General features: G+C 73.1%; 25 protein-coding genes. 8 read left to right on the forward strand and 17 right to left on the reverse strand.

Annotated features, from left to right (window positions below):
- Positions 1-195 precede the first annotated feature (195 nt).
- Entirely contained in the window at positions 196-1,128 is a 933-nt protein-coding gene (gene murQ / locus GLX30_RS19560) for an N-acetylmuramic acid 6-phosphate etherase (protein WP_159690553.1), read from the reverse strand.
- A 38-nt stretch (positions 1,129-1,166) separates the two neighbouring features.
- Positions 1,167-2,081, reverse strand: coding sequence for a MurR/RpiR family transcriptional regulator (locus GLX30_RS19565; RefSeq protein WP_159690556.1), 915 nt, complete (start codon positions 2,079-2,081; stop codon positions 1,167-1,169).
- Positions 2,082-2,137: 56 nt separating this feature from the next.
- Between GLX30_RS19565 and GLX30_RS19570 the strand changes: the two genes are divergently transcribed.
- Both GLX30_RS19570 and GLX30_RS19575 read left to right on the forward strand, forming a co-directional pair.
- A complete protein-coding gene (locus GLX30_RS19570; RefSeq protein ID WP_159690558.1) occupies positions 2,138-2,494 on the forward strand; it encodes a hypothetical protein in 357 nt (118 codons plus the stop codon).
- The gene (locus tag GLX30_RS19575; protein WP_159690560.1) at positions 2,491-2,757 is read left to right on the forward strand and encodes a DUF4031 domain-containing protein; all 267 of its coding nucleotides are present in this window, start codon (positions 2,491-2,493) and stop codon (positions 2,755-2,757) included. Before GLX30_RS19570 ends, GLX30_RS19575 begins: the two co-directional genes overlap by 4 nt.
- Before the next feature lie 54 nt (positions 2,758-2,811).
- Here GLX30_RS19575 and GLX30_RS19580 read toward each other — a convergent pair whose 3' ends face one another.
- The 3 genes from GLX30_RS19580 to GLX30_RS19590 all read right to left on the reverse strand — a co-directional run bounded on the left by GLX30_RS19580 (position 2,812) and on the right by GLX30_RS19590 (position 7,076).
- Positions 2,812-4,014, reverse strand: coding sequence for a Cmx/CmrA family chloramphenicol efflux MFS transporter (locus GLX30_RS19580; protein ID WP_159695130.1), 1,203 nt, complete (start codon positions 4,012-4,014; stop codon positions 2,812-2,814).
- A gap of 88 nt (positions 4,015-4,102) precedes the next feature.
- The gene (locus tag GLX30_RS19585; protein WP_159690563.1) at positions 4,103-4,753 is read right to left on the reverse strand and encodes an HD domain-containing protein; all 651 of its coding nucleotides are present in this window, start codon (positions 4,751-4,753) and stop codon (positions 4,103-4,105) included.
- A 64-nt stretch (positions 4,754-4,817) separates the two neighbouring features.
- Positions 4,818-7,076 carry a heavy metal translocating P-type ATPase gene (locus tag GLX30_RS19590; protein ID WP_159690566.1) on the reverse strand — a complete coding sequence of 753 codons (2,259 nt, stop codon included), beginning with the start codon at positions 7,074-7,076 and terminating at the stop codon, positions 4,818-4,820.
- Between the two features lie 187 nt (positions 7,077-7,263).
- On the opposite strand from GLX30_RS19590, the gene GLX30_RS19595 reads away from it, so the two are divergent.
- Positions 7,264-7,962 carry a copper homeostasis protein CutC gene (locus GLX30_RS19595; protein ID WP_159690569.1) on the forward strand — a complete coding sequence of 233 codons (699 nt, stop codon included), beginning with the start codon at positions 7,264-7,266 and terminating at the stop codon, positions 7,960-7,962.
- Between the two features lie 346 nt (positions 7,963-8,308).
- Here the strand turns inward: GLX30_RS19595 and GLX30_RS19600 are convergent, their stop codons facing one another.
- Complete coding sequence (locus GLX30_RS19600) at positions 8,309-10,339, reverse strand: UvrD-helicase domain-containing protein (RefSeq protein ID WP_244258224.1); 2,031 nt, start codon at positions 10,337-10,339, stop codon at positions 8,309-8,311.
- Positions 10,340-10,677: 338 nt separating this feature from the next.
- Between GLX30_RS19600 and GLX30_RS19605 the strand changes: the two genes are divergently transcribed.
- The gene (locus GLX30_RS19605; RefSeq protein ID WP_159690573.1) at positions 10,678-10,860 is read left to right on the forward strand and encodes a hypothetical protein; all 183 of its coding nucleotides are present in this window, start codon (positions 10,678-10,680) and stop codon (positions 10,858-10,860) included.
- Positions 10,861-11,055: 195 nt separating this feature from the next.
- Here the strand turns inward: GLX30_RS19605 and GLX30_RS19610 are convergent, their stop codons facing one another.
- Positions 11,056-12,711 carry a DNA repair helicase XPB gene (locus GLX30_RS19610; protein WP_159690576.1) on the reverse strand — a complete coding sequence of 552 codons (1,656 nt, stop codon included), beginning with the start codon at positions 12,709-12,711 and terminating at the stop codon, positions 11,056-11,058.
- Positions 12,712-12,818: 107 nt separating this feature from the next.
- Here GLX30_RS19610 and GLX30_RS19615 point away from each other — a divergent pair, with 107 nt between their 5' ends.
- Positions 12,819-13,385, forward strand: coding sequence for a VanZ family protein (locus GLX30_RS19615; protein WP_159690580.1), 567 nt, complete (start codon positions 12,819-12,821; stop codon positions 13,383-13,385).
- Here the strand turns inward: GLX30_RS19615 and GLX30_RS19620 are convergent.
- A complete protein-coding gene (locus GLX30_RS19620) occupies positions 13,348-15,810 on the reverse strand; it encodes a helicase C-terminal domain-containing protein (protein WP_159695132.1) in 2,463 nt (820 codons plus the stop codon). The two genes, GLX30_RS19615 and GLX30_RS19620, sit on opposite strands and share 38 nt — an antisense overlap.
- Positions 15,811-15,959: 149 nt before the next feature.
- Here GLX30_RS19620 and GLX30_RS19625 point away from each other — a divergent pair, with 149 nt between their 5' ends.
- Complete coding sequence (locus GLX30_RS19625) at positions 15,960-17,015, forward strand: hypothetical protein (protein ID WP_159690583.1); 1,056 nt, start codon at positions 15,960-15,962, stop codon at positions 17,013-17,015.
- A gap of 387 nt (positions 17,016-17,402) precedes the next feature.
- On the opposite strand, the gene GLX30_RS19630 is transcribed toward GLX30_RS19625, so the two are convergent.
- Genes GLX30_RS19630 through GLX30_RS19645 form a run of 4 tightly spaced genes read right to left on the reverse strand, consistent with a single transcriptional unit; the run spans position 17,403 to position 21,298 of the window.
- Complete coding sequence (locus GLX30_RS19630; protein WP_159690588.1) at positions 17,403-18,377, reverse strand: iron-siderophore ABC transporter substrate-binding protein; 975 nt, start codon at positions 18,375-18,377, stop codon at positions 17,403-17,405.
- A 13-nt stretch (positions 18,378-18,390) separates the two neighbouring features.
- Positions 18,391-19,221, reverse strand: a complete 831-nt coding sequence (locus tag GLX30_RS19635) for an ABC transporter ATP-binding protein (RefSeq protein ID WP_159690591.1) — start codon at positions 19,219-19,221, stop codon at positions 18,391-18,393.
- On the reverse strand, positions 19,218-20,291 hold the full coding sequence (locus tag GLX30_RS19640) for an iron chelate uptake ABC transporter family permease subunit (protein ID WP_159690596.1): 1,074 nt from the start codon (positions 20,289-20,291) through the stop codon (positions 19,218-19,220). The genes GLX30_RS19635 and GLX30_RS19640 overlap by 4 nt, the downstream gene beginning before the upstream one ends.
- On the reverse strand, positions 20,288-21,298 hold the full coding sequence (locus GLX30_RS19645; RefSeq protein WP_159690598.1) for an iron ABC transporter permease: 1,011 nt from the start codon (positions 21,296-21,298) through the stop codon (positions 20,288-20,290). The genes GLX30_RS19640 and GLX30_RS19645 overlap by 4 nt, the downstream gene beginning before the upstream one ends.
- 135 nt (positions 21,299-21,433) lie before the next feature.
- Between GLX30_RS19645 and GLX30_RS19650 the strand changes: the two genes are divergently transcribed.
- Entirely contained in the window at positions 21,434-22,078 is a 645-nt protein-coding gene (locus GLX30_RS19650; RefSeq protein ID WP_208545446.1) for a haloacid dehalogenase-like hydrolase, read from the forward strand.
- On the opposite strand, the gene GLX30_RS19655 is transcribed toward GLX30_RS19650, so the two are convergent.
- Positions 22,057-22,305 carry a hypothetical protein gene (locus tag GLX30_RS19655; protein ID WP_159690605.1) on the reverse strand — a complete coding sequence of 83 codons (249 nt, stop codon included), beginning with the start codon at positions 22,303-22,305 and terminating at the stop codon, positions 22,057-22,059. The two genes, GLX30_RS19650 and GLX30_RS19655, sit on opposite strands and share 22 nt — an antisense overlap.
- Before the next feature lie 181 nt (positions 22,306-22,486).
- On the opposite strand from GLX30_RS19655, the gene GLX30_RS35905 reads away from it, so the two are divergent.
- Positions 22,487-22,870: a cold-shock protein gene (locus GLX30_RS35905; RefSeq protein ID WP_159690609.1), complete on the forward strand. Its 384-nt coding sequence runs from the start codon at positions 22,487-22,489 to the stop codon at positions 22,868-22,870.
- A gap of 100 nt (positions 22,871-22,970) precedes the next feature.
- Here GLX30_RS35905 and GLX30_RS19665 read toward each other — a convergent pair whose 3' ends face one another.
- The 4 genes from GLX30_RS19665 to GLX30_RS19680 form a co-directional block, all read right to left on the reverse strand.
- Positions 22,971-23,819 (reverse strand): 1,4-dihydroxy-6-naphthoate synthase, encoded by an 849-nt coding sequence (locus GLX30_RS19665; RefSeq protein ID WP_208545447.1) that lies wholly within the window; start codon positions 23,817-23,819, stop codon positions 22,971-22,973.
- Complete coding sequence (locus GLX30_RS19670) at positions 23,816-24,505, reverse strand: futalosine hydrolase (protein ID WP_159690612.1); 690 nt, start codon at positions 24,503-24,505, stop codon at positions 23,816-23,818. The genes GLX30_RS19665 and GLX30_RS19670 overlap by 4 nt, the downstream gene beginning before the upstream one ends.
- Positions 24,506-24,526: 21 nt before the next feature.
- Complete coding sequence (locus GLX30_RS19675; RefSeq protein WP_159690615.1) at positions 24,527-25,006, reverse strand: DUF2771 domain-containing protein; 480 nt, start codon at positions 25,004-25,006, stop codon at positions 24,527-24,529.
- 140 nt (positions 25,007-25,146) lie between these two features.
- Positions 25,147-26,499: an MFS transporter gene (locus GLX30_RS19680; protein WP_159690617.1), complete on the reverse strand. Its 1,353-nt coding sequence runs from the start codon at positions 26,497-26,499 to the stop codon at positions 25,147-25,149.
- Positions 26,500-26,829 lie beyond the last annotated feature (330 nt).

Here is a 26,829-nt window from a genome sequence, read left to right on the forward strand (position 1 = left end):
CGGTCGGAGGCGTGGCGCGGCCCGGTCGTCGGGGCGCTGCCCCGGTGCCCCGCGCCCCAATCGCCGGCGGGGCTGGGTGGGGCCATGGCGCCGGCGGGGCCGAAAGTGGCCGGCGCGACGGCGGAACCGTGAGGTGTGGCCCCGGCCCGGCGGGGCCAAGGTCCTCCTCGCGGCGGGGCTTGATGGGCGGTCCGGTCAGGGCTCGGACGAGGCCGTGAGGGCCTCGCGCAGGTGGCCCGAGGTGCGGGCGAGGAGGGTGGCCGCCGTCGGGGCGTCGACGTCGCCGAGGATCACCAGGATCGCGTTCTTCACCTCGCCGTCCGTCGCCTCCAGGGCCGACTCGATCTCCTCGTCGGACGCGCCCGTGGCCAGCGCCACGATGCGGCGGGAACGGGCGCGGAGTTTGTCGTTGGACGCGCGGACGTCGACCATCAGGTTCCCGTAGGTCTTGCCGAGCCGGATCATCGTGACCGTCGAGATCATGTTGAGCACCAGCTTCTGTGCCGTGCCCGCCTTCAACCGGGTCGACCCGGTGAGGAGTTCGGGCCCGGTGACGACCTCGATGCCGTGTTCTGCCGCCGCGGCCAGCGCGCTGTCCGCGTTGCAGGAGAGCCCGACGGTGAGCGCGCCGAGCGCGCGGGCGTGTTCCACCGCGCCGATGGCGTACGGCGTGCGGCCGGACGCCGAGATGCCGACCACCGTGTCGTCGGCCGTGAGCTCCAGGCCGTCGAGGTCCGCCGCGGCCAGTTCCTTGCTGTCCTCCGCGCCTTCGACGGCCTTGACCATCGCGGTCGGGCCGCCCGCGATCAGGCCGAGGACCTCCGACGGGTCGGTGTTGAAGGTGGGCGGGCACTCACTGGCGTCGAGCACGCCCAGCCGGCCCGCCGTGCCGGCCCCCGCGTAGATCAGCCGGCCGCCGCGGGACATCCGCTCCGCGGTGCCGTCGATCGCGGCGGCGATGGCGGGCAGTTGCGCGGCGACGGCGGCGGGGACGGTCTCGTCCTCGCCGTTCATGATCCGGGCGATCTCGAGCGTCGGCAGCCGGTCGATGTCGGCGAGCTCCGGCCGGAACGCCTCGGTGGTGAGAGTGGCCAGCTGGGCGCGGAGTTCACCGTAGGTGGAGGTCATGAAGGGCGGCTCGGCTTTCTTGGTACGCGGGGGGCTGGTCAGCGGGTGCGCGGGCTGTGGCGGTGCGCGAGGGCTTCGTACGAGGCGGCGAGGGCAGGGGCCGCCGACTCGTACGTACGCTGGGCCACGCCTATGAAGAGGCAGTCGACGACGAGCAGTTGGCTCGTGCGGGACGACATCGCGGCCGGCCGCAGCTCGCTCTCGCGGGCGGTGGACGTCGTCAGCACATGGTCGGCGTACTGCGAGACCGGGCCGTCGGGACGGCCGGTGATGGCGATCGTCGTGGCGCCGCGGTCGAAGGCGACCCGCAGCGGCTCGATCACGTCACCTGTGGAGCCGGAGTGGGTGATCGCGATGGCCACGTCGCCGGAGCGCAACTGCACGGCGTTGGTGACGGCGAGGTGCGGGTCGGCGTGGGCATGGGCGATCAGGCCGATGCGGAGGAGTTTCTGCGCGAGGTCCATACCGACGAGCGAGGACGCACCGACGCCGTAGATGTCGATGCGGCGGGCGGTCGACGCGGCGGCCACCGCCGCGCCGAGCTGGACGGTGTCGAGACCGGCGGCGGTGTCGGCGAGGGTCTGCTGCTCGTCGTAGGCGAGCTTGGCGACGACGTCCGCGATGGGGTCGTCGACGGCGATGTCGGTGGTGATGGCGGGGGCCCGGCCGGACTCCTGGTGGGCGGCGAGACCGGCGAGCGCCAGGCGAAGGTCGCGGTAGCCGGGGTAGCCGAGCAGGCGGGCGGTGCGGACCACGGTGGCCTCACTGGTGCCGGTGAGCTCGGCGAGGCCGGTGACCGTGAGGGCCGCGCAGCCGGCCGGGTCGTCGGCGACGGCTTCGGCGACCCGCTGCATGGAGCGGGTCATGGACGGCGAGAGCGTGCGCACCTTGGCCGCGAGGGCGGCGGGGGCGGGAGCGTCACCGCTGAAAATTTCCTTCACTTGATTGGTCACGCTTGAAAGGTATTTTCGCGTTTCGGGTGGCGTCAAGACCCGGAGACAATGGGTGCATGGACGACTCGAACCCACTGGAACAGGCTCTGCACCGGGCCCGGGCCCTGGTCCTCACCGATCTGGCCGCCCGCAACGTGGCCGACGCAGGAGTCGTCTCCATGGTCGAGGACGCGGTCGCACACCGCCGCTGGTGGGTCGAGCAGTGGCCGGAGGGCGTCGAGTACGTCGCCGGTCTCGTGGCCCAGGACGTCCAGGACTCGTTGCTGGAGCGGCACGGGCGCTGGCCGCTGTGCCCGGTGTGCGACGCCGGCGACCCGCACGCCCTGGAGATCCAGCCGGAGCTCGGGCCCGACCCGCACTGGGTGTGCGGCAAGGCGGGCGTGGTGGTGGCCCCCATAGGCGGCCTGACGTGACGGTCTACATCGACCCGCCGACCTGGCCGGGGCACGGCCGGATGTGGTCCCACCTGGTCAGTGACGTGTCGTTCGAGGAGCTCCACGCCTTCGCCGCGTCCATCGGCTGCCCGCCGCGCGCCTTCGAACGCGACCACTACGACGTCCCCTCGCACCGTTACGCGGACGCCGTCGCCGCGGGCGCGGTGGAGGTCGGCTCCAAGGAGCTGGTACGCCGCCTCACGGGCGCGGGGCTGCGCCGGCCCAAGGGGCGCTCCGTCTGAGGGGCCCGCCGGACGGGATCCGCCCGGCTCGGACGCCGCTCGTACGCGTTCCGCTCAGACGTGTTCGGCGGAGACGGCCCGCTTGCCCGGGACCGACCGGGACACCACCCGTGAGCTGCCGTGGAGCCGTAGCGCCACCGCCACGAGGACGATCGCGACGACCATCATGGCCGCGCCCGCCCAGGCCGTCGACGTGAAGCCGAGGTCCGCGTCGATCACCACGCCGCCGAGCCAGGGCCCGCCGGTGTTGCCGAGATTGAACGCCGCGGTCGTCGTCGCACCGGCGAGCGTCGGCGCCGCGCCCGCGACGTTGAACATCCGGGCGTTGAGCGCAGGGGCCGTGAAGAACGACGAGAAGCCGAGCAGGAACGACAGCGCCACCGCGGCGGCCGCGTACGAGGCGAACAGCGCGATAGCCGTCAGCAGCACCGTCGACGCGGCTATGCCGCTGAGCATCACGCCGAACAGGTGCGCGTCGGCCACCCGGCCGCCGATCGTCGAGCCGGCCAGCGCGCCGATGCCGAACAGTGCGAGCACGGTCGGCACCCAGCCTGCGTCCAGCCCGGCCACGTCGGTGAGCAGCGGACTGAGGTAGGTGAAGAGGCAGAACACACCGCCCGCCGCCAGCGCGGTGATCGCCACGGCCAGCCAGACCTGGCGGTCACGGTAGATCGTCAGCTCGTGCCGCAGCTGAGGCTTCTGCTCGGGCAGCGGGATGTGCGGGATCCGCATCAGCACGCCGACGAGCGCCACGGCGGACGCCGCGCCGACCGCCCAGAACGCCGACCGCCAGCCCAGGTGCTCGCCGAGGAACGCGCCCGCGGGGACGCCGAGGACGTTGGCGATCGACAGCCCGCCGATCATGACGGCCATGGCCCGGGCCCGCGAGGTCACCGGCACCATCGCGATGGCGACGGCAGCGCCGACGGCCCAGAAGCCGGCGCAGGCGAGCGCGCTGATCACACGGGAAGCGAAAAGGATCTCGTAGGTGGGCGCGAGGGCGCCGGCGACCTGGCCCACCCCGAAGACGGAGATCAGCGCGATCAGCGTGGTCCTGCGGGGCAGCCGTAGCGTCGCGATGGCGAGCAGCGGGGCTCCGACCACCATGCCGACCGCGAACGCCGAGGTCAGCAGCCCGGCCCGGGGGATCGAGACGTCCATGTCCGCCGCGATGGGCGGCAGGAGCCCGGAGAGCATGAACTCGCTCGTCCCGAGAGCGAAGACGGAGAGGCCGAGGATGTAGACGGCGAGCGGCATACGGGCGCGGGCGGAGCGTTCGGAAGGGTCGGGCATGACAGTTGCCAACAGGCCGTTGAAGCCTGGAATTCCCCGGCCGGGCCGCGGATCAGGACGCGGCGAGCAGCTCCAGCTCCACGGTCAGGTTGTGGCGGGCCTTCTGTTCCCACTCCTGCCGCCCGTGCGGCGTACGGAACAGCAGCGGCAGGGCGAGGAGCTGCCGGAGCACCGCGGCGCGGCCGTCGCGGAAGGCCTCGTCGGGGACGAAGGCGTACTCGTCGCGCACCGCCGCGGCGTATGCGGCGTAGGCGTCGGGGGCGGCGGCCAGGATCGCCAGGTCCGCGTCGCACAGCACCTGGCCGTTGTGGTCGCTCTCGTCGGGGGCATGGGTGGTGGTCAGGCGTACCAGCCGGGCCACCTCCGCGGTCGCCCGCTCGCTCAGCCCGGCCTCGGGGAGGGCGCGCTCGGCGAGGCGGGCGGAGCGCTCCTCGTTCTCCGAGCGGTCGGGGAGATACACGGCGTCGTGGAACCAGGCGGCCAGCCGTACGAGGTCGGGATCGTCCGCATGGCCGGCGAGGGTGTCGATGCGGTCGAGGACCGCGATCAGATGGCCGGTGGTGTGGTACCGCCGCTGCGGCTCGGCCCAGCGTGCGAGCAGGTTCTCGCCGTACGGCAGCGGGTCGGGGCCGCTCGCGTCCCCGCGGGCCCCGAGGAGCGCGTCGGTCCAGCGGGCGCGGAGGTCGGCGGATCGGTCGGTCATGGCTCATATTGTGCCCGCACGCGCGAAGGGCCCCGGGGCGGGTGCCCCGGGGCCCTTCGCTACTTCACGCGGCCTTGAAGCTGCGCAGGCGCAACGAGTTGGCGACGACGAAGACGGAGGAGAAGGCCATGGCGGCTCCGGCGATCATGGGGTTGAGGAGGCCGGCGGCGGCGAGTGGGAGGGCGGCGACGTTGTAGGCGAAGGCCCAGAACAGGTTCGACTTGATGGTGCCGAGGGTCTTGCGGGAGAGGCGGATGGCGTCGGCGGCGGCGTTGAGGTCGCCGCGGACGAGGGTGAGGTCGCCGGCCTCGATGGCGGCGTCGGTGCCGGTGCCCATGGCGAGGCCGAGATCTGCCTGGGCGAGGGCGGCGGCGTCGTTGACGCCGTCGCCGACCATGGCGACGCTGCGGCCTTCGGCCTGGAGACGCTTGACGACGTCCACCTTGTCCTCGGGCATGACCTCCGCGATCACGTCCTCTGGCGGGATACCGACCTCGGCGGCCACGCTCTTGGCGACGGCCTCGTTGTCGCCGGTGAGGAGGATGGGGGTGAGGCCGAGGGCGCGCAGCCGGCGGACGGCTTCCTTGCTGGTGTCCTTGACGGCGTCCGCCACCTCGAGGACCGCGCGGGCCTCGCCGTCCCAGGCGACGGCGATCGCGGTGCGGCCGGCGGCCTCCGCGCTCGCCCGGGCCCGGGCGAGGCCGGCGGGCAGTTCCATCGCCCACTCCGTAAGCAGCTTCTCGCGGCCCACGAGGACGGCGTGACCCTCGACGATGCCGTGGACCCCCAGCCCGGGGATGTTCGCGAAGTCCTCGGGGGTGGGCAGGCCGCCGAGCTTCTCGACGGCCCCGGCGGCGACGGCCTGGGCGATGGGGTGCTCGGAGGCGTTCTCCAGCGCACCGGCCAGCCGCAGTACCTCGGCCTCCTCGATGCCGTCGGCGGTGTGCACGGCGAGCAGGGTCATCCTGCCGGTGGTGACGGTGCCGGTCTTGTCGAGGACGATCGTGTCGACCTTGCGGGTGGTCTCCAGGACCTCGGGGCCCTTGATCAGGATGCCGAGCTGCGCGCCGCGGCCGGTGCCGACCATCAGCGCGGTAGGGGTGGCCAGGCCCAGGGCGCAGGGGCAGGCGATGATCAGGACGGCGACGGCGGCGGTGAACGCGGCGGTCAGGCCGGAGCCGTTGCCGAGCCAGAAGCCCAGGGTGCCCAGGGCGAGTGCGATGACGACCGGGACGAACACGGCGGAGATCCTGTCGGCGAGGCGCTGGGCCGCGGCCTTGCCGTTCTGCGCGTCCTCGACCAGCTTGGCCATCCGGGCGAGCCGGGTGTCGGCGCCGACGCGGGTGGCTTCGACGACGAGGCGGCCGCCGGCATTAAGGGTGGCGCCGGTGACGGTGTCGCCGACCGAGACCTCGACCGGCACGGACTCGCCCGTGAGCATGGAGGCATCGACTGCGGAGGCGCCCTCCACGACCGTGCCGTCGGTGGCGATCTTCTCGCCCGGGCGGACCAGGAAGCGGTCCCCGGCCTTCAGGTCGGACGTCGGGATCGTCTCCTCCCGGCCGTCACGCAGTACGGTCACGTCCTTTGCGCCCAGCTCCAGCAGCGCCTTCAGCGCCGCGCCCGCCCGGCGCTTCGAGCGGGCCTCGAAGTACCGCCCGGCGAGGATGAACGCGGTGACACCGGCCGCCGCCTCCAAGTAGATGTTCCCCGCCCCGTCACTGCGGGCGATCGTGAACTCGAAGGGATGCGTCATGCCGGGCGTGCCGGCGGTGCCGAAGAACAGCGCCCACAACGACCACAGGAACGCCGCCGAGGTACCGACGGAGATCAGAGTGTCCATCGTCGCCGCGCCGTGCTTCGCGTTCGTCCACGCCGCCCGGTGGAAGGGCCAGGCGGCGTAGGTGACGACCGGCGCGGCCAGGGTCAGACTCAGCCACTGCCAGTACTCGATCTGCAGCGCCGGAATCATCGCCATCGCGACCACCGGCACCGCGAGCACCACAGCCGTCACCAGACGCTGCCGCAGCGGGGTCAGCCCGTCGTCCGCCGGGGCCTCCTCCGGCGCTGCGGGCCCGCCCTCGACAGGCGGTGGTGCCGGCTCGGCGGCGGTGTAACCCGTCGCCTCCACGGTGGCGATCAGATCAGCGATGTCGGTGCCTTCGGTGAAGGTGACCTTCGCCTTCTCCGTGGCGTAGTTGACGGTCGCCTCCACGCCGTCCATGCGGTTGAGCTTCTTCTCGATCCGCGCCGCGCAGGAGGCGCACGTCATGCCACCGATCGCGAGCTCTACGGAGCGGGATTCGGTCGCGGTCTGCGGCATGGTGTCTCCTCGGCCTCTTCTGATACCCCCAGGGGGTATCCATCGGGGAACTCCATGTATACCCCCGCCCCGTACGGGATGCAAGTCCGCTTGGCGGGAAGGATCAGGGGTGTGGCTGCCGTCCGACTCGCTGAGCATTAGGCTGGCCAATGGACTAGACCTGTCGGAGCCTGGAGGAATGGGTCCCATGAGCAACCGTGCACTCCTGGAGGTGATCGCCCTCGACGCGCAGGACGCGGTCGCCGCCCAGTCCGGAGGGGCCGACCGGCTGGAGCTGGTCACCGACATGGCGGCCGACGGGCTGACGCCGCCGGTCTCCACCTTCACGGCGATCCGCGCGGCCGTCGACATCCCGCTGCGCGTGATGCTCCGCCTGTCCGACGGCTTCGCGGCCGGCGGCCCGGCGGACGTGGACGCCTTGATCCGGGCCGCGCAAGTCCTGCGTGAGGCGGGGGCCGACGAGTTCGTCCTCGGTTTCCTCGACGATCACGGGCAGCCGGACCTCGTCGCGGTCGAACGGCTGCTGACCGTGGTGGACGACTGCCGCTGGACCTTCCACCGTGCGATCGACCACGCGGCGGACCGGGACGCCCTCCGCAAGCAACTGGCGGACCTGCCCGGGCTCGACACGTATCTGACGGCCGGCTCCGCCGCGGGGGTCGACGACGGCATGCGCACGCTCCTCGCCGAGGCCGCGCGCCACGGCGAACCGGGCTACGAGCCGCAGCTCCTGGTCGGCGGGGGCCTGCGCCTGGACCACGTCCCGCGGCTGCGGCAGGCGGGCCTGACGGGCTTCCACATCGGCGGCGCGGCACGGCCCGGCGGATGGTCGGCCCCCGTGGACCCGGCAGCGGTCCGCGAATGGCGCGCCGCGCTCGACGCGTAACGCGCGCGGGGCGCGCCGGGCCCGGCGCGTGGGGTCCGGCCCGGTGCGGCAGCGGACCGGAGGCCGGTCGCACCCGCGCGAGGCTCCCGGCCCGACCGGATGCGGCCTCCCGCCATGGCTCATGCGGGCGACGCCCCTGGGCCCGGCCCGATGTGGCGTCCCGCAACGGCCCGATGCGGGGGCAGCGCCCTGGGCCCGGTCGAACCCCCAGGGGGTCCGGGCTCACGGCCTCGGCCTGAGGCGGCAGCGGCCGCACCCGGTCGGCACCTGGGGAAACGCCCCGCCTCCCGTTGGCGGACCCGTGACGCCGCGGCGGCGGTCGGGAGCCGGGCCCGCCCGGCGGCGGTCAGGTCAGCTGCGGCGGGAGCGGGGCCGCGTGGAGGACCGTGAGGCCGGAGACCGCGCGGGTCAGGGAGACGTACAGGCGGCGCAGGCCCGTGCGGAGGTCCGGCTCGTCGCTGATGACGGACGCCGGCTCGTCGAGGACCACGTAGTCGTACTCCAGGCCCTTCGCCAGCGACGCCGGGACGAGCGTCAGACGAGCCTCCGCGGTGGTCTCTTCACCGGGGGAGAGGTGCGGGAGGCCCGCCGCGGCCAGCGCGGCGGAGAGCGCGGGCACGCGGGAGTCCGCCGCGATCAGCCCGATCGAGCCCTCGTTGCGGAGGGATTCCACGCATGCCCCGACGACCGCCGCATCGAGGTCCGCGGTGTCCGCGACCGCGCGGACATCGAGGGAACCGGGGGACTCGCGGACCGAGGAGACCGGCGCGAGACCGGGGGACATGTGCGGGAGCAGACGCGACGCGTAGGCGATCACCTCGCGGGGGACGCGGAAACCCGCGGTCAGCTCCTCGACGACCGCTTCCGGCTTGCCGAGGTGGGACAGCGCCTCGGCCCACGACGCGGTCGCCCAGGGCGTCGTGCCCTGGGCCAGGTCGCCGAGGACCGTCGCCGATCCCGTGGAGCAGCGGCGGCCCACCGCGCGGTACTGCATCGGGGACAGATCCTGGGCCTCGTCGAGGACGACATGGCCCAGCGACTGGGTGCGCTGCACGAGGTCCGTCACCTCGTCGATCAGCACCGCGTCCGCCGCCGACCACTTCGCGGACCGCACGCTGCGCGGGGGCTTCGGCAGCAGGACCGTCGCCTGCTCCTCGGCGGTGAGGACGCCGTCCGCGTGCGCGGCGAGGAACTCAGCGTCGGAGAGCAGCCGCAGCACGAGCTTCGCCGGGTCGACCGGCGGCCAGATCGCCTTGACCGCCGCCTTGACGGCGGCGTTGCGGGCGACCGCGTCCTGGACCCGGTCGTCAGGTGCCTCCCCCGCCTCTTCCATGCGGACCAGCACGGTGTGCGCGATCCGCTGGGGGAGGGCGTCGCGGGCGGCACCGTAGCGGATGTCGCGGTCGAGCAACTCGCGGACGATCTCCTCGAGTTCGTACGCCGGGATCCGCCAGCGCCGGGATCCGCGGACGACGACCACCGGCTCGGTGGGCATCGTGACGTGCGAGCGGACCGCGCGCCGCAGCACCTGCGCCATCCTGGCGTCGCCCTTGACGACGGCCGCCGCCGCGGTGTCCCGGCCGCTGACCTCCACGTGCCCGACCAGGTCGTCGACCGTGGCCTGCTTGACCTCGAGCTCGCCGAGGGCGGGCAGGACCTGCTCGATGTAGTGGAGGAAGGAACGGTTCGGCCCGATGACCAGGGTGCCGGTGCGCGCGAGGCGTTCCCGGTGCGCGTAGAGAAGGTACGCGACACGGTGCAGACCGACGGCCGTCTTCCCGGTGCCCGGTCCGCCCTGCACGCACACCGTGCCCGACAGGCCGCTGCGCACGATCTCGTCCTGCTCGGGCTGGATCGTCGCGACGATGTCCCGCATGGGGCCGACGCGCGGCCGCTCGATCTCCGCCTGGAGGAGCCTGGAGGTCTGCTCGGCCTCCGACGGGTCGGTGAGGTGCTCGTCCTCGTACGCCGTCAGGTCCCCGCCGGTGTAGCCGAAGCGGCGGCGCAGGCCGACGTCCTGCGGGTCCTTGCGGGAGGCCCGGTAGAAGGGCTGGGAGACGGGTGCGCGCCAGTCGATGACCATCGGGTCGCCCTCGGCGTCGTGCACGTGACGGCGGCCGATGTAGAAGCGGCGGCCCTCCTGCGTGGTGGGCAGGTAGTCGAGGCGGCCGAAGAAGAGCGGGGTGTGGGACAGATCGGCGAGCGCCTTGATGCGGTTCTCGATCTGCGACTGGAGGACGGCGGCGTTGACCCAGTTCGCCGTGACGTCCTTGATGTCGAGGGACTGGACGTCCTCGCGCATCGCGCGCAGGGCGGACCGCGACGCGGCGAGGTGGGCCCGCTCGCGGGAGAGCGGGTCGTCCCCGTCGGTGGCCACGGTGGTTGTGGATACGTCGGGTACAGGGGCGTGCGCGGACACGGGTTGCCTCCGGCTGAGCTGCGTGATCACGACATGGCGGACCGGCCGGTTTCCGTCCGGGCGGCGGCTCTCCTCGGGGGAGGCGGGGAAGGCCCCGGGCTGCGGACAGGCGACCCTGGGGCAAGCCCGCGATTGTAGTGGGGCCCGCGAACGGCGGCGAACGGTTTTTACGGCCGTAGGGGCGGCGGGGTCATTCCCGTAGGGGACGCGCTCTGTCTGGAGTAGTACGTGGAGCGCCCGTCGGTTCACCCCGCAGCCCGATGCTCCGACCGGGTGACGCGCAGCACCATGGACGCATGACCACAGCGATCCTCACCCCGGGAACCACCCGCGACGGAGCCACCGGGCGCGGCGCCGGAGACAGCCCGCACCACCGCGTCGGCAATGTGCTGCGCGCGGTCAGGGTCTTCGCGAGCGCCGTCTTCAGCGTCGCCGTCCTCGGCGAGTACGCGGAGGAGGCCGGCGTCCGCCGCCGCTGAGCGCGGCGCGAGGTCCGGGCCCGCCGCCGCGCCTACCCGTAACCAGGTTCCGCCCTGACCCCGTACCGCGCTCCGCGCCCTGGCCTCCGCGCCCCGAACGCAGGCGAGGCTGGATGCCGCGCGGCGGCGGCACATCCCGATGGCCGCCGAGCCGGGTCGTGGGGGCAGATACCCGCCGCAGGCGGGCCCGCGCCGTCAGCGGACCGGGTCCTCGCCCGTCAGCAGGTCGTCCGCGTCCATGATCCGGTAGGCGTAGCCCTGCTCGGCCAGGAACCGCTGGCGGTGCGCCGCGAAGTCCTGGTCGATCGTGTCCCTCGCCACCACCGAGTAGAAGTGCGCCTTGTGGCCGTCGGCCTTCGGCCGCAGCACCCGGCCGAGGCGCTGTGCCTCCTCCTGCCGGGAGCCGAACGTCCCGGACACCTGGATCGCGATCGTCGCCTCCGGCAGGTCGATCGAGAAGTTCGCGACCTTGGAGACCACCAGCACGCTGATCTCGCCGTTGCGGAACGCGTCGAAGAGCTTCTCGCGCTGGGTGTTCGGCGTCTCGCCCTTGATGACCGGCGCGTCCAGGTGCTCGCCGAGCTCGTCGAGCTGGTCGATGTACTGGCCGATGACGAGGGTCTGCTGACCGGCGTGCTTGCGCACCAGCTGCTCGGTCACCCTGCGCTTGGTCGCGGTCGTCGCGCAGAAGCGGTACTTCTCCTCCTGCTCCGCCGTCGCGTACGCCAGCCGCTCGGAGTCGGTCAGGTTGACGCGTACCTCCACGCAGTCCGCCGGGGCGATGTAGCCCTGCGCCTCGATCTCCTTCCACGGCGCGTCGAAACGCTTGGGTCCGATGAGGGAGAAGACGTCCGACTCCCGGCCGTCCTCGCGCACCAGCGTGGCGGTGAGGCCGAGCCGGCGGCGGGCCTGGAGGTCGGCGGTGAACTTGAACACCGGCGCGGGCAGCAGATGCACCTCGTCGTAGAGGATCAGGCCCCAGTCGCGGGAGTCGAAGAGCTCCAGGTGGGGGTAGATGCCTTTCCGCTTGGTCGTCAGCACCTGGTAGGTGGCGATGGTGACCGGGCGGATCTCCTTCTTCGTGCCGCTGTACTCGCCGATCTCGTCCTCGGTCAGCGAGGTGCGCTTCACCAGTTCGTGCTTCCACTGGCGGGCCGAGACGGTGTTGGTGACCAGGATCAGGGTGGTGGCCTTCGCCTGGGCCATCGCACCGGCGCCGACGAGGGTCTTGCCCGCGCCGCAGGGGAGGACGACCACGCCGGAGCCGCCGTGCCAGAAGCCCTCGACGGCCTGCTTCTGGTACGGGCGGAGCGCCCAGCCCGACTCGTCGAGCTCGATGGCGTGCGCCTCGCCGTCGACGTAGCCCGCGAGGTCCTCGGCCGGCCAGCCGAGCTTCAGCAGCGTCTGCTTGATCTGGCCGCGCTCCGAGGGGTGCACGGCGACCGTGTCCGGGTCGATGCGGGCGCCGACCAGCGGCTGGACCTTCTTCGACCGCAGGATCTCCTCGAGCACCGGCCGGTCGGTGGAGGTGAGGACGAGCCCGTGGGTGGGGTGCTTGGACAGGGTGAGCCGGCCGTAGCGGGCCATGGTCTCCGCCACGTCGACGAGGAGGGCGTGCGGCACCGGGTAGCGGGAGAACTCGACCAGTGCGTCGACGACCTGCTCGGCGTCGTGGCCGGCGGCCCTGGCGTTCCACAGACCGAGCGGAGTGACCCGGTAGGTGTGGATGTGCTCCGGCGCGCGCTCCAGTTCGGCGAAGGGCGCGATGGCGCGACGGCAGGCGTCCGCCTGCTCGTGGTCCACCTCGAGCAGGAGCGTCTTGTCGCTCTGGACGATCAGCGGTCCGTTCAACGCCGCACCCTTTCGGTCGGGCCGGTCCGTCCTTCCGGGACACGGCCAAACATCCAGTGTCCCGCATCGCGGGCCTGTCCGGGGAGTGCGCGGGTAGCTGCGTTGTCATGACCACTGATGACCGGCCCCGCGAGTGGGGCAGAACCCTCCTCCGAGCAGGTCTGATCGTCTGCGCCTTCGCCGCCCTGGTGCTGTTCTCCGCCGTCCTGGCCAGGCTGACGCTCACGCCGTCGCACGCCTCGGAGGGTGTGGCGACCGCGAACATGCGCCCCGGAGCGTCCCTGCGGCAGTACGCCGAGGACTACACGTTCCTGGCGGCCGCCAAGCAGGCCGGCGGCAATCTGCTGCTCGGCGTGCCCTTCGGCGTGCTGCTGCCGGTGCTGGTGCCCCGGTCGATGCGGCTGCTGCGGGTGATCGTGCTCACGGTGGTGGTGATGGCCCTGGTCGAGTTGGCTCAGGGCGCCATCGTCGTCGGCCGGGCCTTCGACGTGGACGACGTGATCCTCAACACCACGGGCGCGCTGATCGGTTACGTCCTGCTGGGACGCAGGCTGGGCCGCGCCTGGCGCCGGCGGCGCGGTGAGGCGGAGCCCGAGGAGCCGGCGACCGGACGTTCCGGCCCCCTCGCCGGGCGGCTCAAGGGGCGTCGTCGGCCAGTTCCGCCACGCCGGTGATGCGGTGCAGGGGGTACGTCCTCATCTCGTCCGCGGTGTGGTCGAAAGCCGTCACGAAGCCCCCCTCCACGCGGACCGGCGCGATGACGCGCTGGCTGGCGGCGCCCTCGGCGTTGACGTAGCCGATCCACACCGCGGAACCGGTGAGCGCGGCGGCCTGAACGGTGGCCAGGGTCTCCGCCGACGAGGTGCGTGGCAGTTCGCCGGCCTGCGGCCGGCCCTCGTCGGCGGCCGGTTTCCGTACGACGCTGGCCGCCATGTCACCCGCCCTGATCGCCTTCACTGCCGCGCCGAGCAGCGTGCTGTCCGGTACGGGCGGCCCTTCCGGTACGGGGGCGGGCGGTGTGCGCGGCGGGGTGCGGCGGGCATGGGCGCGGGTGATCACCACATCGCCCTCGGTGGACTCGGCGGCGGGCGCGTACCCCATCGCGCGCAGGCCCTCGAGCAGGCTTGCCGGATCGCTCTGGGCGGCAAGTACGGTCGGCGCCAGGCGGCGCAGTCCGAGGCCCTGAGACCGCTTGTCGGCGAGGATCTCGCCGAGGAGGGCGTCGTCGTCGCAGCGCACATAGGCGGAGGCGGCGCCGATACGCAGATGGCCGTGGCGGCGGGCGACGTCGTCGACGAGGTAGCTGAGCGGCTGCGGTACGGGCGTGCGGGAGTGCGTGGCCAGGAAGGCGTGCACGTCGGAGGCGGCCATGCCGGCGTCGAGAGCCCGTCGCACCGAGCCGGGCGTGAAACGGTAGACGGTGGCGCCGCCCTTGGACTCGATCTCGGCGAGGACGGCGAGCGTCTCCGCGAGGGGACGGTCGAGGGGCCCCGGGGCGACCGCCGTGAGGTCGGCCTGGAGCAGGACGTGGTCGAGCGGCTCCGGCAGAAGCGGCCCGAGCGATTTGACCGCGCGGGCGCGCCGGTCCGCGAGCGGGCCGTCGGCTCCGTGCCCCTCCCCGCCGAGCAGGGCGCGACCGTGCGTGGACAGCGCTCCCCGGCCCGTCACGCCGAGCAGCTCCGCCTCCGACAGGGTCCATGCCGCGACGCGTGCCCGCAGGTCCTTCGTGGAGCCCGCCGCGTCGCCGCGCAGCGGCCGCTCCCAGCGCAGCCGGGACAGCAGCGACTCGGGGGCGGGGGCGGTGCCGTGCGGAAGCTCCGCCGCCAGTTCCAGGACGCGGCGGCGCACCTCCACGGCGGCCGAGCGGTCCAGGTCAGGGCCGAGGACGGAGAGCGTGCGGCCCTTGGCGTCCTGGCTGCCGACGAGCCCCGGCGTACGTGTCGCCGTCAACCAGGCGACGGCCAGTTCACCCCACCGCTCCGCCGTCGGGAGTTCGAGCCACTCGTCGTACGCCGGTGTCGGCGCGTACCGCTCCTCGGCCTCGCCGTCGGAGGCCAGCAGCCCCGCCGCGTAGGCCAGTTCGATCCAGAACGCGGCGAGCTGCTCGCTGGTGTCCAGCGCAGCGGCGGTCCGCTTGAGGTCCCGCACGGCCAGGCCCCCGGCGCGCAGCACCGGCGGGCCGCCCTCGTGCCAGTCCTTCAGCAGGTCCTCGACGGTGGTCAGTGCCGTGTACGCCTGCCCGGCCGCCGCGCTGTCCACAGCCTGTGGACCGTATTCCGCGGCCGGCGTGACGGCCGGGGGAACCGGCTCCGGCATCCGGTGCGCCCGGCCCGCCCGCAGATGCAGCGCCACCTCCCGCGGCAGCACCACCGTGCGCGGCGACGCGGGCAGCAGCAGACCGCGGTCCCGCAACCAGCGCACGGGCGGTGTGGGATCCGCCGTCACCTCGCCGTACGGAGGTCCCCACACCAGCCGGTCCAGGACCGCCAGCGCGTCGGACGGGGCCGTGTCCAGCAGCGTCGCCATCCGCGTCCGGTCCGTGAACAGCGACGTCAGCGACGCCACCGCCGACACCGGGTCGTGCGTCGTCGGCAGGCCCGCCGCCGCCACGATCTCCTGGAGCCGGCCGGGCGACATCCCGGCCGTCGCCTCCGTCACCGTGGGGCCGAGCCCGGTCGGCGAAGGACGGGTCGGCGACGGCGCCAGCAGCTCACGGGCCGTGCGCACCAGCCGCAGCCGGTCGTCGCCGCCCCACACCAGCGCCTGCCCGCGCAGCACCGCCAGTGCGCCGGCGAGGGCGGCCTCGACGTCCGTGTCACCGTCGTCGCCGGCCATCAGCGCGAGCAGGGTCCCGTACGGCGCCGGGTCCGGCGCCACCGCCAGCGCCTCCGCGGTCTGCAGAGTGAACCGGTCCAGCCGCTCCAGCGCCCGTACGACCGAAGCACGGGTACCGGCCCGGGTGGCGAGCTGGGTGACGTCGTTCGGCACCGGGCTCAGCAGGTCGGGGCGGGCGCGCAGCAGCGCGGCCAGCTCCTCGTCGTCGCGGGCGCGCAGCGCCTCCGCGAGCGTGCGCGGGCTGCCGCCGCGTTCTTCGGGCATGGTCCCCATCCGCCCCACGTTAGCCCCTGGAGCGCTACCGTCGGGGACGGGACGGCCCGGGAAGGCGGGCCGGCTCTTGGCGTCCGCCGGCCTGCGCACGGGAACACCGGGGAACGCCGGGCACACCGGGAACGTCAGGGGAACCGTCGGTGGGGATCGAGAGCGACCAGCTCGTCTACGACTATCTGAGCCGTGTCGGCGACCTGGCCCAGCAGGCGCAGCTTCCGTCCGGCGAGCGCATGAGGCTCGTGACGACGCTGCGGACCGAGATCGACAAGCAGCGGACGAAGTTCGGCGGGGACAGTCCGGCGGGCGTACGCCGCATCCTCGGGCGGCTCGGGACGCCGGACGAGGTGGTGGCGTCGGCGACGTCGGCGCCTGCGGCCTCGGCCACCTCACGGGACGCGGAAAGGTTGCAGCCGGCGCCCCGTCAGGCGGCTGCGACGGAGCGGGACATGGAGCCGGAAGCGCCCGGAGTACCGCGGCTGCGGGGGCGGCGACGCGTGCCACGGCCCCGGGCGGGCGACGCGCCCGTGCCTACGCCTTTGCCGCGTGAGGCGGCGTCGCCGCCGCATCTCGCCGGCATGGACGAACTGGGCCCGTCCGGCTCCGAGCCGGACTGGTGGCGTATCGATCCGGCGCCGTTCGGTCCGGGCGACGCCGTGGCCGGGTTCGTCGGCGGTGTCGAGATCCCCGAGATACTGAAGCCCCCGCCGTCGGAGGACGAGAACGAGGACGAGTCCGGGGACCGGGACCGGGATCGGGAGGGCGAGGATGCCGCGGCGGGCGGGCGGCGCCGTTCACTGAGGCGGCTGCTGCGCCGTCGCGGCGCCGACGCCTCCGCCGGGGCCGCACCCGCACCCGGGCCGGGGCTCGGCAGCCCGATGCTGCTGCTCGCCGCGGCCCTGCTCGTCGCCGGCGCGATCCTCGGCTCGCTCGTCGCACTCGGTCTCGGCTGGCTCCTCGCGTACGGCTCTCGCCGGCTGTCCCGCACGGAGGTCAAGTTCGCCGTGATCGGCCTGCCGGGCGCCGCGGTGGCGGGCGGTGCGCTGTGGCTCTGGGGCCGCATCAACGGCCACTGGGGCGAGGCGATCGTCGAGGACGGGATGCGGGACGCGCTGACGGGGACGTGGCCGTGGGTGGTGAGGGGGGCGGCGGTGGCGTCGGCGGTGTTCCTGGTGTGGCGGTGGAGGCGGCTGCGGTAACGCCTGCGGCGTGCCTTTCCCCTACCCGCCCCTTCCCGGACCGGGCTCAGCCCGGACCCGCCACCGCGCTCCGCGCGGTGTTTCGGGGGCTCTGCCCCCGCGCCCCCGCGCCTCAATCGCCGGCGAGCTGAAACGCAGTCAGCCCGTCCGGCGATTGAGGACACCGCGCGAAGCGCGGTACGCCGCCCGCAAGGCGGTACGGGGCCCGGGGCTTGCCCCGGTTCGGGAAGGGGCGGGTAGGGTGCCCCGCGCCGCGGCCCACGCTCCCGCAGCGGCGATCCCCTGGCGCCGACGCTCCCGCGCGTCGGGCGACGCTTCCGCGGCGGTGAGGCATTGGCGGTGACGCTCCCGCGCGGGGCGCTCCGCAGGGGCGCCCGGCCGCGGTCACTACTTCGTCAGGTCCGCCTCGAGTTCGTCCAGGATCAGGGACGCCGCCGTGTAGCCGATGCCCTGGATCCACAGTTCGTCGTCGACCGCGAACACCTTGTTGTTCTCGACCGCCTTCATGCTCTTCCACAGCGCGCTGTCCAGCGTCTGCTTCTGCTTCGCCTTCTCCGGGTCGCCGTACGTCGAGTGGAAGACGACCTCCGCGTCCGCGAGGTCGATCTTCTCGGGGCTCACGTCGTAGGAGAAGCCGTCCTTGGCCTTGTCGGTGACGGCCGGGCGGCCCAGGCCGACGTCGGCGAGGATCGTCGAGATGTAGTTCTTCCTGCCGTAGATGCGGATGTCCGCGCCCTCGACGAAGCGGACGACGTTGACCTCCGTCGCCGCCGCCTTCTCCTTGCCGCCGAGCGCCTCGGTGACCTTCCCGGCGCGCGCCTCGTACGCGGCGACGGCCTTCGCCGCTTCCGCCTTCTTGCCGAGCGCGTCCGCGTGGGTCCGGAAGTTCTCCTTCCAGGGCTCGCCGGTGGTCTCGGTCATCACCGTCGGCGCGATCTTCTTCAGTTCGGCGTACTTGTCGCCGTGGCGGATCTTGCTGGTGAGGATCAGGTCGGGCTCGAGCGCGGCGATGGCCTCCAGGTTGGGGGTCATCATCTCGCCGACGTCCGTGATGCCTTCGAGCTTGTCCTTGGGCAGGTAGCCGAGGAAGCCCGACCCGGTGCCGGTGTGGGTGGCGCCGACGGGCTTGACGCCCAGAGTGATCGCGGAGTCGAGCTCGGCGGTGTCGAGGACGACGACGCGCTTCGGCGCGTCGGGGACCTCGACGTCGCCCATGGCCGTCTTCACCGTGTGCTTGCCGCCGGACGCCGCCGAGTCGGAGGGGGCGGCATCGTCGTTCGTGCCGCAGGCGCTCAGCGTCATCGCGGCGGTGAGGGCGAGGGAACCGGCGAGGAGGCCGCGACGGCGAAGCATGCTGCTCATGGACGGGAACCTTTCAGGCGGACTGTACGGTGGACGTGGGGGTCTTGGGCCGGCCCGGAGGGGAGTACGGCGCTCCCGGCACGACGAGCGGCGACCCGGTCACCGGGTCGGGGACCACGACCGACTCCATGCCGAACACCTCGCGGACCAGCTCGGCGGTGACGACGTCGGCCGGGGCGCCTTCGGCGACGATCCGGCCGGCCTTCATGGCGACGAGACGGTCGGCGTAGCGGGCGGCCTGGTTGAGGTCGTGCAGCACGGCGACGACCGTGCGGCCGCGCTCGTGGTTCAACTGCCGTACGAGGTCGAGCACCTCGACCTGGTGCGCGATGTCGAGGAACGTCGTCGGCTCGTCCAGCAGCAGCAGGTCCGTCTCCTGTGCGAGCGCCATCGCGATCCACACACGCTGCCGTTGACCGCCCGACAGTTCGTCGACGGGCCGGTCGGCGAGGGCGGTGACGTCCGTGCGCTCCATGGCGTCCGTCACGGCGCGTTCGTCCTCCTGCGACCATTGCTGCCACCAGTGCTGGTGCGGCTGGCGGCCGCGGGCCACGAGGTCGGCGACGGTGATGGCCTCCGGCGCGACCGGGGACTGCGGCAGCAGTCCGATCGACCGGGCGATCTTCTTCGTCGGGATCGTGGACAGTTCCGCCCCGTCGAGGAGGACCGCGCCGCCCTTCGGTTTCAGCAGCCGGCCCAGCGCCCGCAGGGTGGTCGACTTGCCGCAGGCGTTGGGGCCGACGATGACCGTCACCTGCCCGTCGGGGACGGCGAGGTCGAGTTCGTGCACGACCGTGCGGTCCTCGTAGGCGAGCGTCAGCTCGCGCGCCGTCAGCCTGCTCACGACTTACCTCCAACGGTGCGGCTGCGAACGATCAGCCAGATCAGGTAGGGCGCGCCGATCGCGGCCGTCAGCACACCCACCGGGAGCTCCGTGGGCGAGAACATCCGGCGGGCCGCGAGGTCGGCGACAACGACGATCACGGCGCCGAGCAGCGCGGAACACAGCAGCGGGATCTGCGCGGTACGGGTCATACGGCGGGCGATCTGCGGTGCGAGCAGCGCCACGAAGTCGACGGGACCGGCGGCACCGGTCGCGATCGACGCCAGGACGACCCCGAGGAGCACGAGCCCGAGCCGTACCCGGCCGAGCCGTACGCCGAGGGCGGTCGCGGTGTCGTCGTCCATGGAGACCGTGCGCTGGGCGCGGGCGGCCCACAGCACGGCGGGCAGCAGGACGAGCAGCGTCCAGCCGAGCGGGGCGGCCTCCTCCCAGCCGCGGCCGTTCAGCGATCCGGTCATCCAGATCTGTGCCTGCTGGGCGACGAGGTAGTCGCCCTTGGTCATGAACAGCGTCGTGACCGAGCGGAGCGCGATGGCGAAGCCGATGCCGATGAGGACGAACCGGGTGGCGTGCAGCCCGCCGCGCCAGGCGAACACGTACACCAGCGCGGCGGCGACGATGCCGCCGGTGACGGACAGGTACGGCAGCACCGAGTACGAGGTGACGCCGAACGTCATCGCGCCCACGGTGAGCGCGCTCGCGCCCTGGCTGATGCCGATGATGTCGGGGCTGGCGAGCGGGTTGCGCGCGACGGTCTGGATCAGCGCGCCGGCGACGCCGAAGGCGGCGCCGACGAGGAGTCCGAGGACCATACGGGGCAGCCGCAGCGTCCCGACGACGAGCTCGTCCGGCGAGGGCCGCCCGAGGACGACCTTGAGCACCTCGGCGGGGGCGACGAAGCTCTCGCCGACGCTCAGGTAGGCGACGCAGGCCGCGGCGAGCACCGCGGTGAGGCCGAGGGCGACGGCGGCGGCGCGGCGGTGGAGCAGGAAGCTGCCGCGGGTGGTGCGGAGGAGGGTGTAGCCGGCGGGCCGGATCCGGCGGCCGGTGACGGCGGTCCCGGCGCTCATGCCGGCACCGCCTTGCGGCGGACCAGGGTGACGAGGAACGGCACACCGATGAGCGCTGTCATCACGCCCGCCGGGACCTCGCCGGGCGGGAAGACGATACGGCCGATGACGTCGGAGACGAGCAGCATCACCGGGCCGACGAGTGCCGCCATCGGCAGCACCCACCGGTGGTCGCTTCCGACGATGGCGCGGGCGATGTGGGGGACGGCCAGGCCGATGAAGGCGATCGGGCCGGCAGCCGCCACTCCGGCGCCGGTGAGCACGGTCGCGCCGACGCCGCCCACGACCCGTACCGTGGCGACGTTCTGGCCGAGGCCCTTCGCCATGTCGTCGCCGAGCGCCAGCGCGTCCAGGCCGCGGGCCACGGAGATCACCAGGACGGTGCCCACGAGCAGGAACGGCCAGATCTGGCCGACCACTTCGGCGTCGCGGCCGGCGACCGAGCCGACCTGCCAGAAGCGGAACTCGTCCAGTGCCGCCGCTTTCGTCGTCAGCACGCCCATCGTCACGGACACCAGCAGTGCGTTGATCGCCGCGCCGCCGAGCGCCAGTTTGACGGGCGTGGCGCCGCCCCGGCCGCGGGCGGCGATCGCGTAGACGGCGACCGAGGCGATCGCCGCGCCGGCGAAGGCGAACCACACGTATCCGCTCAGCGTGTGCACCCCGGCGAAGGCGATGGCCAGCACCACGCCGACCGAGGCGCCCTGGCTGATACCGAGGATGCCGGGGTCGGCGATCGGGTTGCGGGTGATGCCCTGGAGGACCGTGCCGGCGAGGGCCAGTGCCGCGCCGACCATCAGTCCGATGAGGGTCCGCGGCACCCGGAGCTCGCGTACGACTTCGGCGTCGGGGCTGTGTCCGCCGTTCAGCACGGCGTCGAGGACGGCGGTCGGGGCGACCGAGCGTGCCCCGACCGCGAGGCTGAGCAGCACCGCGAACAGCAGGGCCGCGACGGCGGCGGCCGTCCACCCGATGCGGTGGGCCGCGAGCGCGCGTCTGGCTGACATGGGAACCAATCGAGGTGCGGTCGTGTCGGGCGTGAGGACGGGCCGAGGCCGGAGCGCAGCACCGGTACCGGGCCGAGGTTGGTAAGGCTTGGCTAAGTCTAGGCGTCCGAAAATGCGTGCCTACGGGCGGGCACAATGACCCCTATGGCCCCTCACTCCACCCCGCGCCCCCTGACCGTCGGTTTCGACCTCGACATGACGCTCATCGACTCGAGGCCGGGCATCCGCGCCGCATTTCGCGCGCTGTCGAAGGAGACGGGCGTTCCGATCGACGCCGACCTGGCCGTCTCGCGCCTCGGGCCGCCGCTGGAGCAGGAGTTGGCGCACTGGTTCCCGGACGAGCGGATCCAGGAGACGGCCGACAGGTACCGCGAGATGTACCCGGTGTACGCGATCGCCCGGACGCCCGCGATGCCCGGTGCCCGTGAGGCCATAGCCGCGGTCCGTGAGTCCGGCGGCCGGGCGATCGTCGTCACGGCGAAGCACGAGCCGAACGCGAAGCTCCACCTCGCGCACCTCGGCATCGAGCCCGACGAGACGATCGGCTGGCTGTGGGCGGAGGCCAAGGGGGAGGCGCTGCACGAGCACGGGGCGAGCGTGTACGTGGGCGACCACATCGGTGACGTGCGGGGCGCGCGGGTCGCCGGCGCGCTCTCCGTGGCGGTGCCGACGGGCCCCTGCGACGCGGACGAACTGCGAGCGGCGGGTGCGGACGTGGTCCTGGACGACCTGACCGCGTTCCCGGCGTGGCTGCGTTCCTACCGCGCGGATCCGGCCTGACGCCGCTGCGCGGCGATGGAACGCAGCACGCCCGCGGCGGCGACCATGAAACCGACGCCCATCAGCATGCTCACCATGTACGCGACGGTCGGAAAGGGCTCGGTGCCCAGGAACAGCGGGGCCACCGTGACCAGAGTGGCCACGGCGCCGATGATGAACAGGACGGCACCGGCACGCACCAGCCCGTCGCCCGGGGCGGGAGCGGTGGCGGGAGGAGTAGCAGTCATTCGGCCAGGGTAGTTCCCCTGCGCGTACGAACCCACCGGGGACGTCTTGTCACCAGCCCCTGGACCATTAGCCTTGGGGGTGGCGGGTCAGGCGACCCGCTGTAGTGCTATCAAGAGCCGTTTTTCGGCGGACCGACTTGCGGTGCCCCAGCGCCCAACGAGTACGAGGACGAGGACAGACGTGCCTACCGGCAAGGTCAAGTGGTTCAACAGCGAGAAGGGCTTCGGCTTTCTCTCCCGCGACGACGGCGGCGACGTCTTCGTGCACTCCTCCGTACTCCCGTCCGGGGTAGAGGCCCTGAAGCCGGGCCAGCGCGTCGAGTTCGGTGTGGTGGCCGGCCAGCGTGGCGACCAGGCGCTGTCGGTGACGCTGCTGGACCCGACGCCGTCCGTGGCGGCCGCGCAGCGGCGCAAGCCGGACGAGCTGGCGTCCATCGTGCAGGACCTCACCACGCTCCTGGAGAACATCACGCCGATGCTGGAGCGCGGCCGTTACCCCGACAAGGTGCAGGGCGCCAAGATCGCCGGCCTGCTGCGCGCGGTGGCCGACCAGCTGGACGTGTAGCGTCCCGCGGTCCCACGACATGGCACCCGTCGCCTGCGGACCCACAGTTCCGGGTCCGCAGGCGACGGATGTGTCGGCGCCCGGTGGACGCGCGCGTGCGTCAGACGAAGTCGAGCGCGTCCGGGCCGAGCGGCGGTACGAGCCCCTCGGCCGCGGCGCGTGTGAGCAGTCCGCGCACGGCCGCGTAGCCGTCCTCGCCGAGATCCGCGGTGAACTCGTTGACGTACAGCCCGATGTGGCGGTCGGCGACCGCCGGGTCCATCTCCTGGGCGTGCTCGAGCACATACGGCCTTGAGGCCTCCGGGTCGTCCCAGGCCATGCGTACGGACGCGCGGGCCGACTCGGCGAGCAGGCGCAGCCTCTCCTCGCCCAGCGACCGCTTGGCGATGATCGCGCCGAGCGGGATCGGCAGGCCCGTGGTGGACTCCCAGTGCTCGCCCATGTCGGCGAGGCAGTGCAGACCGTAGTCCTGATATGTGAAGCGGGCCTCGTGGATGACGAGTCCGGCGTCGACCTTGCCGTCGCGTACGGCGGGCATGATCTCGTGGAAGGGCATCACGACCACCTCGCCGACGCCGCCCGGCACGACCTCCGCGGCCCACAGCCGGAACAGCAGGTACGCCGTCGACCGCTCGCTCGGTACGGCGACCGTCCTGCCGGTCAAGTCCGTACCCGGCTCCCGGGTCAGGACCAGCGGGCCGCAGCCCCGGCCCAGCGCACCTCCGCACGGCAGCAGGACGTACTCGTCGAGCACCCACGGAAGCACCGCGTACGACACCTTCAGCACGTCGTACTCGTCGGCCCCGCCGTGCTCGGCCCACCCGTTGGTGAGGTCGATGTCCGCGAACGTCACCTCCAGCGCGGGCGCGCCGGGGACCCGGCCGTGGGCCCAGGCGTCGAAGACGAAGGTGTCGTTCGGGCAGGGCGAGTACGCGATACGCAGGGTCACGGTTGCTCCTGGAGGACGGGGGCGAGCTGCTGGAACGCCTTCCGCAGGGCGGCCAGCGCCTCGCCGATGCGCCAGGCCGCGCGGTCGCGGGGGCCGACGGCGTTGGAGACCGCGCGGATCTCGACGACGGGGACGCCGTGGGCGGCGGCGGCCTCGGCGACGCCGAAGCCCTCCATCGCCTCCGCGGCGGCACGCGGGTGCCGGCGGGCGAGCTCGGCCGCCCGGGCGGCGCTGCCGGTGACCGTGGACACGGTCAGCACGGGCGCGTGGGCGGCGCCGAGGGTCCTGGCGACGAGCGCCGACAAGCCGGCGGGCGAGGGATGCACGGTACGGCCGAAGCCGAGCGTGTCGACGGGCAGAAAGCCGTCGGGGGTGTCGGCCCCCAGGTCCGCGGCGACGACGGAGTCGGAGACGACGAGTGATCCGACGGGGGCGTGCGGCGGGAAGCCACCGCCGATCCCGGCGGAGACGACGAGACCGTACGGCGTGTCGGCCACTGCGAGGGCGGTCGCGGTCGCCGCGGCGGCAGCGGCGGGGCCGACCCCGCCGACGAGCACGTCGTAGTCGGGGGTGCGCGTCAGCGCGTATCCGCCCGGGAGGGGCACGGGGGCGGCGTCGGGAGGACCGGCGTCCGCGACGACGGCGGCGGCCTCCGCCGCCACCGCGGTCACGACAAGCACGCGCACGGTGTCACCCTCCGGTCCCGGTCAGGACTCCTTCTCGAACTGGAAGTTCCAGATGCCGACGACCTTCTGGCCCTTGGTCTCCATGACGCTGACGGCCGTCTTGGTCGTCGGCTCGCCGGTCGCGGAGGAGAAGAAGGCGTTGCCGGGGATCGTCCGGTACGTCTTCTTGTAGGGCTCCTGCTCCACCGGCTGCGCGCCGAACAGCAGGGTCCAGCCGTTGTCCGCGATCTCCGGGTCGACGCCCATGCGGACCTGGTCGTCCATGGCGACCTTGATGGTCTTCGACGGCTTCTTGGTCAGGCAGCCCTGGATCTCGGACTCCTTGATCGCCTCGCCGTCGTTGTAGCAGGCGGCCTCCGCGTGGACGGAGTCCGAACCGATGGTCACCGTGACGAGCGGCGTCGGCTTGTCGCAGGCGGAAAGGACGAGGAGCCCGGCGGAGACGGCACCGAGAGCGGCAGCGGCCCGGCGGCGCTTGCCCGAGAAGAACGCAACGGTCATGAGCCGAAGGCTATCGGGCGTGCTTCGCCCTGCCGCGCGGGGGTGCGCGGCGCGGCGGCCCGAAGCGCGCCCCGGTTACGCCGCGGGAGGTACCCGTGACCGCACGTCGCACGGCCGGCCGGCCACTTCGTAGGCCGGCCCTACGCCACCCGCGCCTTCGGCGTGGCCCCGCGATGACGTGCCGCGCCGAGCAGCCCGCGCCCCGCCGTGACCGCGCCCGCCGCGACGATGCCCGCGGCCACCGACATGCCCACCACGCCGTTCAGCGGCAGCACGATGCCGATCGCGCCGCCCACCACCCATGCCATCTGGAGCAGCGTCTCCGACCTGGCGAACGTCGATGTGCGGACCTGTTCCGGCACGTCCCGCTGGATCACCGCGTCGAGGGACAGCTTCGACAGCGCCTGGGACAGCCCGGCCGTCGCGCCGAGGACCGCCACCATGCCCGTGCTGAAGAAGACGGCCGCCATGACGGCCGCCGTCAGCACCAGCGACAGCATCGTGACGATGATCGCCTCCGGGGCGCGGGCCTTGAGCCAGGCGCCGATCGCCGTGCCGAGCGCGTTGCCCACGCCGGCGGCGACGCCCACCATTCCCAGCGAGACCGCGGCCGACTGCCCGGAGAGCGGATGCTCGCGCAGCAGGAACGCGAGGAAGAAGATCAGGAAGCCGGACAGGGCGCGATGCGCCGCGTTCGCCTGGAGGCCGTGCAGCACCGACGGGCCGACCGTCCGCAGCGTCGGCTTCTTCTCGCCGTGGGCGAGCATGCGGACGGGCGTCTCGCCCTTCGCCGAGTCGACCTTGGGCGGCATAGTGAAGGCCCAGTACGTGCCGAGGACGAACAGCGCGCACGCCCCGTACAGCGGCCATTGCGGCCCGATCTGCTGGAGCCCCACACCGATCGGCGCCGCGGCGCCCGTGGCCAGCAGACCTGCCAGCGTGACCCGGGAGTTCGCCTTCACCAGTGCGAACTTCGGTGGCAGCAGCCGTGGCACGACGGCACTGCGGACCACCCCGTACGCCTTCGACGACACCAGCACCCCGAGCGCCGCCGGGTACAGCTCCAGGCCGCCCGTCGCGACGGCGCCCGACATCATGATCGCCAGCAGCGCCCGGGCGAGCATCGCGCCCGCCATGGCCGCGCGCCGGCCGTGCGGGAGGCGGTCGAGGAGGGGGCCGATCACGGGGGCGAGCAGGATGAAGGGCGCCATCGTGACGGCCAGGTACAGCGCGACCCGGCCGCGTGCCTCGTCGGTCGGGACGGAGAAGAACACCGTGGACGCCAGCGCGACGGTGATCATGACGTCGCCCGCGCCGTTCACGGCGTGCAGTTCGATCAGCTTCCCGAGGCCCGATTCGCCGGCGCCGTGCGCGTGCGTCGCCCTGCGGATTCCGCGGGCCGTGCCGGTGAAGGGGAGGTGCAAGGCACGGCCGACCGCCCGGCCCGCCCTGCGGGCCGGGCCGTCCCCTTCGGACGACCTTGCGGCTGCCACCCCGTCATAGTGCCCCAAGCCCGGCTGCCCCGAACCGGATCCCCGCCCGCGGTGCGGCGTGTTTTCTCCTTGCGAAGTTCTGCGGGTGTTCCTGCGGCATTCCTGGGTGGGTCTGTGACCGGTCCGTGCCGGGCCGCCGCCAGGTTCCTGCGGGCCCCGGCCCGGTCCCCGCCCCCTTTCTGCCCGGTCCTCGCACCGTTCGTGCCGGTCGCGGCGGCCCTTCCGCCGGGGCCGGTTCGGCCCGTGTTGGGACGGGCAGGTGGGCGGCGGGCGAAGGAAGGGGTAGCGTGCGTAGCGCGCCACCGGCGGTTGTTCTCGGCCGCGCGCCTC

The organism is Streptomyces sp. Tu 2975, from assembly GCF_009832925.1.
In the GTDB taxonomy this organism is placed as follows: Bacteria; Actinomycetota; Actinomycetes; order Streptomycetales; family Streptomycetaceae; genus Streptomyces.

What these genes read in the sequence shown, in the direction of transcription:
- murQ (WP_159690553.1), bottom strand. Translation starts at nt 1,128, where the DNA reads ATGACCTCCACCTACGGTGAACTCCGCGCCCAGCTGGCCACTCTCACC.
- GLX30_RS19570 (WP_159690558.1), top strand. Translation starts at nt 2,138, where the DNA reads ATGGACGACTCGAACCCACTGGAACAGGCTCTGCACCGGGCCCGGGCC.
- GLX30_RS19580 (WP_159695130.1), bottom strand. Translation starts at nt 4,014, where the DNA reads ATGCCGCTCGCCGTCTACATCCTCGGCCTCTCCGTCTTCGCTCTCGGG.
- GLX30_RS19585 (WP_159690563.1), bottom strand. Translation starts at nt 4,753, where the DNA reads ATGACCGACCGATCCGCCGACCTCCGCGCCCGCTGGACCGACGCGCTC.
- GLX30_RS19590 (WP_159690566.1), bottom strand. Translation starts at nt 7,076, where the DNA reads ATGCCGCAGACCGCGACCGAATCCCGCTCCGTAGAGCTCGCGATCGGT.
- GLX30_RS19595 (WP_159690569.1), top strand. Translation starts at nt 7,264, where the DNA reads ATGAGCAACCGTGCACTCCTGGAGGTGATCGCCCTCGACGCGCAGGAC.
- GLX30_RS19605 (WP_159690573.1), top strand. Translation starts at nt 10,678, where the DNA reads ATGACCACAGCGATCCTCACCCCGGGAACCACCCGCGACGGAGCCACC.
- GLX30_RS19615 (WP_159690580.1), top strand. Translation starts at nt 12,819, where the DNA reads ATGACCACTGATGACCGGCCCCGCGAGTGGGGCAGAACCCTCCTCCGA.
- GLX30_RS19620 (WP_159695132.1), bottom strand. Translation starts at nt 15,810, where the DNA reads ATGCCCGAAGAACGCGGCGGCAGCCCGCGCACGCTCGCGGAGGCGCTG.
- GLX30_RS19630 (WP_159690588.1), bottom strand. Translation starts at nt 18,377, where the DNA reads ATGAGCAGCATGCTTCGCCGTCGCGGCCTCCTCGCCGGTTCCCTCGCC.
- GLX30_RS19640 (WP_159690596.1), bottom strand. Translation starts at nt 20,291, where the DNA reads ATGAGCGCCGGGACCGCCGTCACCGGCCGCCGGATCCGGCCCGCCGGC.
- GLX30_RS19645 (WP_159690598.1), bottom strand. Translation starts at nt 21,298, where the DNA reads ATGTCAGCCAGACGCGCGCTCGCGGCCCACCGCATCGGGTGGACGGCC.
- GLX30_RS19650 (WP_208545446.1), top strand. Translation starts at nt 21,434, where the DNA reads ATGACCCCTATGGCCCCTCACTCCACCCCGCGCCCCCTGACCGTCGGT.
- GLX30_RS19655 (WP_159690605.1), bottom strand. Translation starts at nt 22,305, where the DNA reads ATGACTGCTACTCCTCCCGCCACCGCTCCCGCCCCGGGCGACGGGCTG.
- GLX30_RS19675 (WP_159690615.1), bottom strand. Translation starts at nt 25,006, where the DNA reads ATGACCGTTGCGTTCTTCTCGGGCAAGCGCCGCCGGGCCGCTGCCGCT.